We start from the raw sequence: 11,423 nt of genomic DNA on the forward strand, positions 1-11,423 counted from the left end.
CGGGGGCGGCGCATGACGATATTCTTCCGATATATCGGCTTGCGCCGCCCCCCGCCGCCCCACCAGGAAGACTCAAAAACAAATTGCAAACCCCTTTGGCGAGGGAATGGTGCGAAAAACGTTTTGCATCCCATACTGAAAAAGTTCTGCAGCATGTGCAGAAAAATTCGGCCCCCCCCGGATTTTACCCCTTGAAATGTAGACAAAAAGGCGTAGCTTCGGACCGTTTTTGAAGAAGAAGCACTTTTCTTGTTGTTTAATTGCTTGAAATAGTTGGATAATTTTTTAATTATGCTGGAGGGGGTATGTCTGAAGCGGCTGAGACATTCGGGGGGTCGGAGCGGCGTTTTCCGATCCCCAAATTGATTGAGGCGCTGCGCTGCGGTTACAACGCTCATGACGCCCTGAAGGATCTGGGTGCGGGCGTCACCGTGGGCGTGGTGGCCCTCCCTCTGGCCATGGCCTTCGCCATCGCCTCCCACGTCACCCCGGAACGCGGGCTCTTCACCGCCATCGTTGCGGGCTTCCTCATCTCCCTGCTGGGCGGCTCCCGTTTCGCGGTGGGCGGCCCCACCGGCGCCTTCGTGGTCATCATCGCAGGCATCGTGGACCGCCACGGCTACGAGGGCCTGGTGCTCACGACCCTGATGGCCGGCGTGATCCTGCTGATCATGGGCGCGGCCAAGCTCGGCAAGCTCATCAAGTTCATCCCCTATCCGGTGATTACCGGGTTCACCAGCGGCATCGCCGTGCTGATCTTCTCCAGCCAGATCAGCGATTTCCTTGGCCTGGGCCTCAAGAAGGTCCCGGCGGAGTTCGGGCCGAAGATCGCGGTGCTCTTCGAGTCCATGCATCTGACCGACGCGCCCACCGCCATCATCGGCTTCGGCTCCCTGCTGGCCATCCTAGCGGCGCGGCGCTTCTTCCCCAAGATCCCCGGCCCGGTGTTCGGCGTCACTTTGGGGGCTGTGCTGGTATCGGCCATGGATCTGCCCGTGGAGACCATCGGCACGCGCTTCGGCGGCATCCCCGAAACCCTGCCCGCCTTCACCCCGGTCGCGCTGGACTGGAGCTCGCTCAAGGCCCTGCTGCCCGACGCCCTGACCATCGCCCTGCTGGCGGGCATCGAATCCCTGCTGTGCTGCGTGGTCGCCGACGGCATGACCGGCGACCGGCACGACTCCTCCATGGAGCTGCTGGGCCAGGGCACGGCCAACATCGCCTCGGTCTTCTTCGGCGGCATCCCGGCCACCGGGGCCGTCGCCCGCACCGTGACCAGCATCAAGTCCGGCGCGGTGTCGCCCGTGGCGGGCTGCATCCACGCCATGGTGCTGGTGGCTTTCGTGCTCTTCGCCGCGCCCCTGGCCTCGGCCATCCCGCTCTCCAGCCTGGCGGCGGTGCTCCTGGTGGTGGCCTTCGACATGAGCGAATACCGCAAGTTCGGCCGCCTGCTGCGCGCCCCGCGCTCCGACGTGGCGGTGCTCCTCTCCACCTTCGCCCTCACCGTGTTCGTGGACCTCACCGTGGCCGTGTACGTGGGCGTGCTGCTGGCCTCCCTGCTGTTCATGCGCCGCATGAGCGAGATGACCGACATCTGCGCCTGCAGGCTCCAGGACGGCGAGGACACCTCCCTGGCCGTGGCCGACCTGGCCGGCGGCGGCACCGACGTGGACCTCGGTGGGGACCTCTGCCCCCTGCCCGGCGGCAAGTGGCGTGTGATTCCCGAGGGCGTGCAGGTCTACGAGATCGACGGCCCCTTCTTCTTCGGCATCGCGGACAGGTTCCAGGACATCCTCGACGTGGTCAGCGGCTCGCCCAAGGCCTTCGTGCTCGACGTGACCCACACGCCGACCATCGACTCCACGGGCGTGAACGCCCTGGAGAACTTCCTGAAGAAGTGCCGCCGCAGGGGCATCCGCGTCCTGTTCGTTGGCATGCGCCCCCACTTCATCCGCACGCTGCACCGTTTCGGTACGGACGATGCCATTGGAAGCGAAAACATATTTGCCAGCCTGAGCGATGCCCTGGCCGCCGCGGGTGGATCGGCGCAAAGGAACGCCGCGGGCCATTATGTGACATAGCCCCTTTGAATGCGATCCGATCGCATTTACATCTCCACACGAACGGTTTATGTCTTCTCTGTCTGGGGGTTGCGTCCAGGCATGAGTCCGTCAACAGGGGGCGCAGCCCGAATGCGTTTGTCCGTAGGCTGGAAGAGGGGACACACAGGCCCTGCTCTGGAGGGGCTGCTCCTGGCGGTTGCGGCGCTCCTGGGCCTGTGGCTTCAGCCGGCCCCCCTGGCCGCGCAGGAAAGCTACGTGCCCCGCTTCCAGCATTTCGGCGTGGAGGACGGGCTGGCCCAGTCCTCCGCCGTATGCCTCGCCCAGGACGCCCAGGGCTTCCTCTGGGTGGGCACCTACGCCGGGCTCTCCCGTTTCGACGGGTACGGGTTCAGGAACTTCTCCGCCGGTCCCGACGGCCGCAGCGGTCTGGCCGACAACAACATCCGCTCCCTGGCGGTCTCCCGTGACGGAACCCTCTGGGCCGGCACGCGCAGCGGCGGGCTCTCCCGTTACGACGGCGCGACCCAGAGCTTCACCAGCCACCTGAACAACACCGCCGACCAGGGCTCCGTTCCCTCCAACGAGATCCACGCCATCCACGAGGCGCCAAACGGCATTCTTCTTCTGGGCACCGCCCAGGGGCTGGCCGAATGGTCCCCGGCCCTGAACCGCTGCCTGGCCCGCGCCGGCGAGGACCAGCCCAAGGGCGCCAGGGATGTCATGAGCATCGCCCAGACCCCCTCCGGGGCCATCTGGGTGGCCTCGCGCAAGCGGGTATCCCGCTACGACCTGGAAGCCCACACCCTCCATCCTCTCGAAAACCCGGCCCTGGCGTCGATACTGCCCGGCACGGGCGTCAACACGCTCTTCGCCGACGGCGAGAACACGCTCTGGGTGGGCACCGAGACCGATGGGCTCATCCGTGTCGACCTGGCCACGGGCAAGGCTGACTCCTTCATCCCGGGCGCCTGCGTCTACCGGGTGCTGCGCGACCGGCGGGGGGCCCTCTGGGTCTCCTGCGACCAGGGCCTCGCCCGCTACCGCGTCACGGACAGGGCTGAGGGCTTCGAGATGTTCGCGAACAATCCCCTCGATCCCGACTCGCTCAGCCAGAACGATGCCATGTCCCTGCTGGAGGACGCCTCCGGCATTCTCTGGGTGGGCACGTATTCGGGCGGCCTGAACAAGCTCGTGCCCGGGTCGCGGTATTTTTCCTCCTACAAGAGCATCCCGGGCGACGTCTCCAGCCTGCCCGGGCGCGAGGTCAGCGCCGTGCTGCGCGACCGGGACGGGCTGGTCTGGGTGGGCACCCGCTACGACGGGCTGGCCTGCATGGGCGGGGAAAACGGGGCGGGCCGCCGCAAGGTGCTCAAGGCCTACCGGCACGACCCCAAAAACCCCGCCGACACGCTCACCGAAGACTCCATCAACTGCCTCATGGAGGATTCCAAGGGCCGCATCTGGGTGGGTACGGTGGATACCGGCCTGAACGTGCTGGACAAGAAAACGGGCCGGTTCAGCGCCTACCGCCACGATCCCGCCGACCCGGGCAGCCTGAGCCAGGACAAGATCTGGTGCCTGCTGGAGGACAGCGACGGCTACATCTGGGTGGGCACCAGCAAGGCGGGGCTCAACCGGCTCAACCCCGCCACCGGGAAGGTGACGCGCTACATGCACGACGCCTCCGACCCGTGCAGCATCAGCCACGACCGCGTGCGCCGCATCGTCCAGGCGCGGGACGGTTCGCTGCTCATAGGCACCAACGCCGGGCTCAACCGCCTGGATCGCGGCACGGGCAAATTCACCCACTGGAGCAACGAGCCCGGCAACCCGGGCAGCCTTTCCAACGACCGGGTGACCCCCATCGTGGAGGAGTTCTCCGGCGCGCTTTGGGTCGGCACGGACAGCGGGCTCAACCGCTACAACCCGGATACGGGCCTGTTCACGCGCTACGGCGTGGGGCAGGGGCTGGCGGATGACGGCATCCAGGGCCTGGCCCTGGACCGGGCGGGCAAGGTCTGGATGAGCACCTTCAAGGGCATATCCCGGCTGGACCCCGACACGGGCGAGGTGCGCAACTATTCCCGCCGCGACGGCCTGGTGGGCCTGGAATTCACCATGAACGCCTACTACCAGGCCGCCGACGGGGAGCTGTTCTTCGGGGGCTTCTCCGGCCTGAACTCCTTCTTTCCCGGCCTGGTGGAGGCCAACGGCCACGCGCCGCCGGTGGCCATCTGCGAATTGCGGGTGAACAACAGGCTGCGTCCCCTCCAGGGGTACCCGAACACCGCCGAGGTGCGGCTCGAACCCGCCGACCACAGCCTGAGCATCGACTTCTCCGGCCTGGATTTCGCCAACACGGGGCGCAACCGCTACGCCTACATGCTGGAGGGCTTCGACGCCTCCTGGGTGGATAGCGGGCAGGTTCACAGCGCGACCTACACCAACCTGGATCCCGGCACCTACCGGTTCCTGGTCAAGGCGGCCAACAACGAGGGCCTCTGGGGCGGCGAGAGTGAGCTTCTCTCCGCGGTGGTCGTGCCGCCGTACTGGCGCACGGTGTGGTTCAAGGCGCTGCTTGGACTCATGGCGCTTGGCGCGGCCTATTCCGGATACGCCTGGCGCCTTGGCAGCCTCAAGGCCCGGAGGCTCGAGCTTGAGCAGACGGTCGCCCGCCAGACTGCCTCACTGCGCCACGAGATCGACGAGCGCGTGAAGGCCGAAGCCGAACTGCGCGAGAGCCAGCAGAGCTTCCAGGCCATCTTCCAGTACAGCCCGGTGGCCGTGGTCATCAGCTCCATGGCGGACGGCCGCCTCATCCAGGTGAACAAGGCCTTCTGCAACCTGATGGGCCAGCCCGTGGAGCAGCTGCTGGGCCGCACCGGCCTGGAGGTAGGCCTCTGGGAGGGGCCGGAGCAGCGCAGGGAGGTGGTGGAGAAGCTCAGGGAGAAGCGCCTGCTCCTAAATATGGAGCTCGGGACCATCACCAGCGGCGGTAGAAATATCTACACCCTCTGCTCCGTGACGGTGGTGGACCTCTTCAAGGAGCCCTGCGCCCTGTGGCTCATCTCGGACATCAGCGACCGGAAGACCCTCGAGAAGGAGATCATCGCCGCTCGTGAACGGGCCGAGGCCGCCAACCAGGCCAAGAGCGACTTCCTGGCCAACGTCAGCCACGAGATCCGCTCCCCCCTCAACGCCATACTGGGGCTCACCGAGCTGGCCATCAACCGCGAGCCGGAGCCAGAGCAGCGCACCCTGCTGGAGAAGGTCACCTCCGCGAGCCACGTGCTGCTTGGCGTCATCAACGACCTGCTGGACATTTCCAAGATCGAGGCCGGCAAGATGGAGCTGTGCCCCGCGCCGTTCTCCCTGCGGGCCGTGCTCACGCGCCTGCGCGACATCTTCGAGCACAAGGCGCAGGAGAAGGGGGTGGACTTCAGCGTGGAGATCGGGCCCGGCATCCCCGAGTCGGTGCTGGGCGACAGCCTGCGCCTGGAGCAGGTGCTCATCAACCTGGTGGGCAACGCCGTGAAGTTCACCGAGCGGGGCAGGGTGGCCGTGACGGCCGATTGCGGGCGCGAGCCCGACGGTTCCGTGCTGCTGCGCTGCACCGTGCGCGACAGCGGCATCGGCATGACCCCGGAGCAGTTGGAGAAGGTGTTCCAGCCTTTCGTGCAGGCCGAAGGCTCGACCTCCCGCCGTTTCGGCGGGACCGGGCTGGGGCTCTCCATCGTGAGCCGCCTGGTGGCCATGATGGGCGGCGAGGTCACGGTGCAGAGCGAGCAGGGGCGGGGCAGCACGTTCACCTTCACGGCCCGCTTCGCACCCGACGCCGGGGCCGGCGCCTCCGAAGTCGCCCGCCAGGGTGCGCTGGCCAGCCTCAAGGGCCTGCGGGTGCTGGTCGTGGACGACAACGTCCTCAACAGGGAGCTCACCGCCGAGCTCGTGCGCATGGCCGGCATGGAGCCCACGGCCGCCGCCGGAGGCCGGGAAGCCTTGGAGCTGCTGGAGACCAAGACCTTCGACATCGGCCTGCTGGACGTGCAGATGCCCCTCATGGACGGCTACCAGCTCGCGCGCGCCATCCGCGACAGGCAGGACGGGCGGCGCATGCTGCTGCTGGCCCTCACGGCCCACGCCATGTCCGGCGACCGGGAGAAGTGCGTGGCCGCGGGCATGGACGACTACCTGACCAAGCCCGTGATGCCGGACGTGCTCTTTTCCACCATCGGGCGGCTTGTGCGCCCGCACCCCGGCCAGCTCTGAAAAAAGCCTTGGAATCCTGCCGGGCCCTGGATATGAATCGGCCCATCCATGAGCAGACAGCCCACCCTCCGCGACATCCTGGCCAAGACGGAAACCTATTTCCGCGAGAAGAACGTGGACTCCCCCCGCCTCTCCGCCCAGCTCATCCTGGGCAAGGGCCTGGGGGTTGACCGCATGGGCCTCTTCCTGAACCTGGATCGGCCCTTGCTGCCCGCCGAGCTGGACGCCCTGCGCCCACTGGTGGCCCGGCGCGGCAAGGGCGAGCCCGTGGCCTACATCACCGGGGAGCGCGAATTCTTCAGCATGGCCTTCGAGGTGGATTCCAACGTGCTGATCCCCAGGCCCGAGACCGAGCACATCGTGGAGGAGGCCCTGCGGGCCTTCCCGCGTGAAACGGAGCTCGTCTTCGCGGATCTGGGCTGCGGCTCCGGCTGCCTGGCCGTGACCATCGCCGCCCAGTTCCCTGCCTCGCATGGAGTAGCTCTGGACGTGAGCCCCGGAGCCCTGGGCGTGGCCCGCGCCAACGCCGCCCGGCACAAGGTGGAAGAACGGCTCGAATTCGTGCTGGGCCATTTTGCGGACCTGCCCGCCCAGCCCTGCGGCTACACCCTCATCGTCTCCAACCCGCCCTATGTCAGCGAGGCCGAATACGGGGAGCTCTCCCCGGAGGTGGCCTCGTTCGAGCCGCGCGGCGCGCTGGTCCCAGATACGGGAGCGCCCGGGGCCAACGGCCTGGAGGCCTACCCCGAGGTGGCCCGCGTGGCCCGCGAGCGGCTGGCCCCCGGCGGGGTGCTCATCCTGGAGATCGGCTGGAAGCAGGGGCAGGGCGTCAAGGAGCTGCTGGAGTCCCCGGAGTACGGCTTCGAAGGCGTGGGAGTGCTCAAGGACCTGGCCGGGCTGGACCGCGTGGTCATCGGCCGCAGGCCCTGCTGAACGGAGCGGCCCGCCGAGCGAGGCCCGGGAAAAGCCTGGAGGAATCATGCTTGAAGTGGCGGTGTTCCTGTGCGGCGCGGTGGTCATGGTCATGGAGCTGGCCGCCTCCAGGGTGCTCGCGCCCTTCCTGGGCACCTCCACCGTGGTCTGGACCAGCATCATCGGCGTGATGCTGGGGGCCATGTCCCTGGGCTACTGGTGGGGCGGCAGGCTGGCGGACAAGAGCCCCAAAACCTCCACGCTGGCCCTGGTCATCCTGGCGGCCTCGGGCTTCACCGCGCTCATCGGCTTCTCCCGCGCCTTCATCGTGGAGATGATCCAATATTCAGGCAGCGGGCTGCACCTGGGCTCGCTCCAGGCGGCCATGCTGCTCTTCGCGCCCCCGGCCGCGCTGCTGGGCATGGTGGCCCCCTTCGCCGCGCGCATCCGCCTGAGCGATTGCGCCCACGCCGGGCGCACCGTGGGCAGGCTCTACGCGCTCTCCACCCTGGGCAGCATCGTGGGCACCTTCGCGGGCGGGTTCTTCCTGATCTCCTGGTTCGGCAGCGCGGCCATCCAGTTCCTGCTGGCGGCGGTGCTGGTGCTGGCCTCGTTATTGTGCCACGCCGGGCGCTGGCAGGCCAAGGCCTGCCTTGCCGCGGGCTACGTGGGGCTCTACCTGCTGGCGGCCATCGACGCCGGGGCCTACGCCGCCAACAACATCTTCGACGTGGACACCCCCTACCAGCGGGTGCTGATCTACCCCTCGCGCGACTTCACCACCGGCAAGAGCACCCTGGCCATGAGCACCGGGCCGGAGGGGGTGCAGGGGGCCGTCTACACTGATGAGCCGGAGGGTTTGGCCCTCAACTACACGCGCTACCTCACCCTGGCCGGGCATTTCGCGCCGGGCTTCCGCTCTGCGCTGGTGCTGGGCGGCGGGGCCTACGCCTTCCCCAGGTACGTGCTTGAGCACCACCCCGAAGCGCGCGTGGACGTGGTGGAGCTGGACCCCGGCGTGACCCGGCTGGCCCGCGAGCACTTCCACCTGCGCGACGACCCCAGGATGCGCCTGATCCAGGAGGACGCCCGGACGTTCCTCAACGCCAACACGGCCCGCTACGACGTCATCGTGGAGGACGTCTTCAACTCCCACGCCTCCATCCCCTTCCATCTGACCACCGTGGAGGCCATGCGCCGCCTGAGCGACTCCCTGAATGACCGGGGCGTGCTGCTGGTGAACAGCATCTGCGCCCTGGAGGGGCCGGTGTCGCGCCTGTACACCTCGCTGTACGCCACGTTGCGGGCCGTTTTTCCCCAGGTGCACGTGATTCGGGTCTGGACCTCCGGCGACCCTGCGGCTATGCAGAACATCCTTTTCGTGTGCTTCAAGAACGCGGAGGAACGCCCCTGGACCAGCGATGACGAGGAGCGCCAGGCCCGGCTGGACCGGCGCATCGAACCGCCCTCCCTGGCCGGGGGCCTGGTGCTGACTGACGACTTCGCTCCAGTAGAACGCTTCATAACCGGTTGGTGAAAAACATGACCAAGCAATTGGCCCTCGACGACCCCTGTCCCTGCTGCTCCGGGCAGCCCTACGGCGAATGCTGCGCGCCCATCGTCTCCGGCGACCTGGCCGCCCCCACCGCCCTGGCCCTGATGCGCTCGCGCTACACGGCCTACGCCCTGGGCCACATCGACTACCTCAAAACCTCGCTGGACCCCCGCTGGCAGGCCTCCTTCGACGAGCAGAGCACCCGCGAGTGGTCCGAGAAGGCCACCTGGAAAGGCCTGGAGATCATCGGCTGCAAGGAAGGCGGGCCCGACGACGAGGAGGGCGAAGTGGAATTCACCGCCACCTTCGAGATGGACGGCGAGGAGCAGCATCTGCGCGAGCGCGCCAAGTTCCGCAAGCGCGCGGGGCAGTGGCGCTACATCGACGGGCGGGTGAAGTCCGCCCAGGAACCCGTGGTCTCCGAGGGCCCCAAGGTCGGCCGCAACGATCCCTGCCCCTGCGGCAGCGGCAAAAAGTACAAGAAGTGCTGCGGCTGAGATTTATTTCAGCTTTTTTTCAACTATTCGTTGACACACCCGGGGGAGGCGCGTAGACCTCTCCTTCTGCAGCGACGCGGGGTGGAGCAGACCGGTAGCTCATCGGGCTCATAACCCGAAGATCGTGGGTTCAAATCCCACCCCCGCAACCACGCAATGAAAAGGGCTCCCAGGCGACAAGCCGGGGAGCCCTTCTCGTTTATTCCTGTCGTATCGGGGGCTATTGGCCCATGCCACCCATCGCGCCCATGCCGGCGGCGCCGGCCGCGCCTTGCGCTCCGGGGGGCGAGGACATGCCTCCCATGCTTCCCATTCCTCCCATGCCGCTCATGCAGCCCATTCCGCCCATGCCTCCACCACCCATGCCCATGCCCATCATGCCCATGCCGCCCAACTGCATGGGCAGGCGGATGCCCGTCTCCTTGATGATCTGGGCGTGCATGTCGATGCCGAGATCGAGCATCTGTTCCTGGATGGAGGCGATCTCCTTGGCTGCGGCTTTGGCGTTGGCGGTGTCGGGCCGGGCCTGGAGCATGATGGCCTCAAGCTCCGCCTCCTTGGCGCGCAGGTTCTGGCGCAGGGTGAAGAGGCGCTCGCTGTATTCGTCCTGGATTCTGTACACGGCGAGCAGTTTCTCCTGAGGCACCGTTGCCATGCCGCCCATCATGGGGCCCATACCCATGCCCATACCGCCCATGCCCATGCCCATGCCACCCATGCCCATGCCCATGCCCGCACCTTGGCCGGGCCCGGTATTTGCGCCGAGGCCAGGCGCCTGATTGGCGGGAGCTCCCTGCCCGGCATTCATCGCTCCCATCTTCATGAGGGCGTCCATGCCGGGATTCGGGCCTGGCGCGGGCTTGGCTGGTGCATTGCCGGACGGCGCCGCCGGAGGGGGAGCCGTCTGCGCGGCCAGCGCGGCCGCACCCTGGCACAGAAGAATCAGAACGCAGCATGCCGTTACAATGCTCTTTCCCGGAAGCCTCATGATGGTCTCCTGATGGTGATTTATTCACTCAGTATCACGGATGTCATGCCGTTGGCAAAGGGTGTGCTGTTCTTTGAGGGGCACGGTAGCCGGATGAGAAACGGAAAGATTTGCACCCCCCGACCGGCACACATCCGGCAAAGCGGCAATGGAGCGTTTCCACACCTGGATGATCCTTGCTGGACTGATCCGGTATGATATTTAATTACTCGCAGCAGTCACTCCGAGAGTGCCACGGAGAACATCGTTGCATAGAAAATCAGTATGATGGGTCGGCATGGTCTCGGCGTTAGCCAATGCTGATGACAAAATACAATAGAAAAACAGCATACCCCCTTGCGGCAGCATCCTGCGTTTGCTAACGACATACTTGGAAGCCTTATTCCCGGCCAGGGTGATGTGGTTCACGGGTGAGCGCGCTCTTCTCCAGCGGGGCGGGGCTCCCAAGGGAACCGATCCAGGTAACTTCACGTATGTTCAACTGCTTCAGGAGGTTATTGAATGCGCTTCGTCAACTTCACATTCGCGGCCCTTTTGGCCTGCTGCCTTTTCGCCGTTTCGCCCGCCGCAGCTCAGACGAACATGCCCGCCCAGGGCGACATGCACGGCCACCAGACCCCCGCTCCAGCCCAGGGCGACATACACGGCCACGGGGACAAAGCCCCACAGGGCGACATGGCCTCCATGGATCCCGACGTCAAAGCGCATCCCTCCTGCCCCCTGTGCGGCATGAGCAGGGGCAAGTTCGCCCATTCGCGCATGCTTCTCGAATATGAGGACGGCACTTCCTACGGGGCCTGCTCCCTGCATTGCGCCGTGCTGGAAATGGCCGTGAGCCTGGATAAGGCTCCCACCAGGATTTTGGTGGGCGACTACGGCACCAAGAAGCTCATCGACGCCGAGAAGGCCTATTGGGTCATCGGCGGCGACCAGCCGGGCGTGATGAGCAAGCGGGCCAAGTGGGCCTTTGGGGACAAGGCCGCGGCCGACGCGTACATCAAGCAGCACGGCGGCCAGTTGGCCGATTTCGACGCGGTGATAAAGGCCGCTTTCGAGGATATGGCGGCGGACACCAAGATGATCCGCGAACGCCGCAAGATGATGAAGGCCAAGCAGGCTTCCTGACCGTTCGATATCGC

At 66.3% G+C, this 11,423-nt stretch carries 8 protein-coding genes and 1 tRNA gene; 7 read left to right on the forward strand and 2 right to left on the reverse strand.

All coding sequences use genetic code 11. The features are described 5' to 3' along the window. A partial coding sequence (locus MLE27_RS00005) for a hypothetical protein (RefSeq protein WP_243309805.1) occupies positions 1 to 398 on the reverse strand: 398 nt, incomplete at its 3' end. On the opposite strand from MLE27_RS00005, the gene MLE27_RS00010 reads away from it, so the two are divergent. The 6 genes from MLE27_RS00010 (at position 363) to MLE27_RS00040 (ending at position 9,448) form a co-directional block, all read left to right on the forward strand. Beyond that, positions 363 to 2,081, forward strand: a complete 1,719-nt coding sequence (locus MLE27_RS00010; RefSeq protein WP_243309806.1) for a SulP family inorganic anion transporter — start codon at positions 363 to 365, stop codon at positions 2,079 to 2,081. The two genes, MLE27_RS00005 and MLE27_RS00010, sit on opposite strands and share 36 nt — an antisense overlap. Positions 2,082 to 2,192: 111 nt before the next feature. After that, positions 2,193 to 6,332 (forward strand): two-component regulator propeller domain-containing protein, encoded by a 4,140-nt coding sequence (locus tag MLE27_RS00015; protein ID WP_243309807.1) that lies wholly within the window; start codon positions 2,193 to 2,195, stop codon positions 6,330 to 6,332. Positions 6,333 to 6,380: 48 nt separating this feature from the next. Further along, positions 6,381 to 7,265 (forward strand): peptide chain release factor N(5)-glutamine methyltransferase, encoded by an 885-nt coding sequence (prmC, locus tag MLE27_RS00020; protein WP_243309808.1) that lies wholly within the window; start codon positions 6,381 to 6,383, stop codon positions 7,263 to 7,265. Between the two features lie 46 nt (positions 7,266 to 7,311). Continuing rightward, positions 7,312 to 8,781, forward strand: coding sequence for a fused MFS/spermidine synthase (locus MLE27_RS00025; protein WP_243309809.1), 1,470 nt, complete (start codon positions 7,312 to 7,314; stop codon positions 8,779 to 8,781). 5 nt (positions 8,782 to 8,786) lie between these two features. After that, positions 8,787 to 9,296, forward strand: a complete 510-nt coding sequence (locus tag MLE27_RS00035; RefSeq protein WP_279355603.1) for a YchJ family protein — start codon at positions 8,787 to 8,789, stop codon at positions 9,294 to 9,296. A gap of 75 nt (positions 9,297 to 9,371) precedes the next feature. Then, a tRNA-Met gene (locus MLE27_RS00040) sits at positions 9,372 to 9,448 on the forward strand. Between the two features lie 68 nt (positions 9,449 to 9,516). Here MLE27_RS00040 and MLE27_RS00045 read toward each other — a convergent pair. Further along, complete coding sequence (locus MLE27_RS00045; protein WP_243309810.1) at positions 9,517 to 10,026, reverse strand: periplasmic heavy metal sensor; 510 nt, start codon at positions 10,024 to 10,026, stop codon at positions 9,517 to 9,519. A gap of 759 nt (positions 10,027 to 10,785) precedes the next feature. Between MLE27_RS00045 and MLE27_RS00050 the strand changes: the two genes are divergently transcribed. Then, positions 10,786 to 11,409 (forward strand): nitrous oxide reductase accessory protein NosL, encoded by a 624-nt coding sequence (locus tag MLE27_RS00050; RefSeq protein WP_243309811.1) that lies wholly within the window; start codon positions 10,786 to 10,788, stop codon positions 11,407 to 11,409. Positions 11,410 to 11,423: the final 14 nt, after the last annotated feature.

Source organism: Fundidesulfovibrio agrisoli, from assembly GCF_022808715.1.
GTDB classification, from domain to species: domain Bacteria; phylum Desulfobacterota; class Desulfovibrionia; order Desulfovibrionales; family Desulfovibrionaceae; genus Fundidesulfovibrio; species Fundidesulfovibrio agrisoli.

What these genes read in the sequence shown, in the direction of transcription:
- MLE27_RS00015 (WP_243309807.1), top strand. Translation starts at nt 2,193, where the DNA reads ATGCGTTTGTCCGTAGGCTGGAAGAGGGGACACACAGGCCCTGCTCTG.
- prmC (WP_243309808.1), top strand. Translation starts at nt 6,381, where the DNA reads ATGAGCAGACAGCCCACCCTCCGCGACATCCTGGCCAAGACGGAAACC.
- MLE27_RS00025 (WP_243309809.1), top strand. Translation starts at nt 7,312, where the DNA reads ATGCTTGAAGTGGCGGTGTTCCTGTGCGGCGCGGTGGTCATGGTCATG.
- MLE27_RS00035 (WP_279355603.1), top strand. Translation starts at nt 8,787, where the DNA reads ATGACCAAGCAATTGGCCCTCGACGACCCCTGTCCCTGCTGCTCCGGG.
- MLE27_RS00045 (WP_243309810.1), bottom strand. Translation starts at nt 10,026, where the DNA reads ATGGGCATGGGCATGGGTGGCATGGGCATGGGCATGGGCGGTATGGGC.
- MLE27_RS00050 (WP_243309811.1), top strand. Translation starts at nt 10,786, where the DNA reads ATGCGCTTCGTCAACTTCACATTCGCGGCCCTTTTGGCCTGCTGCCTT.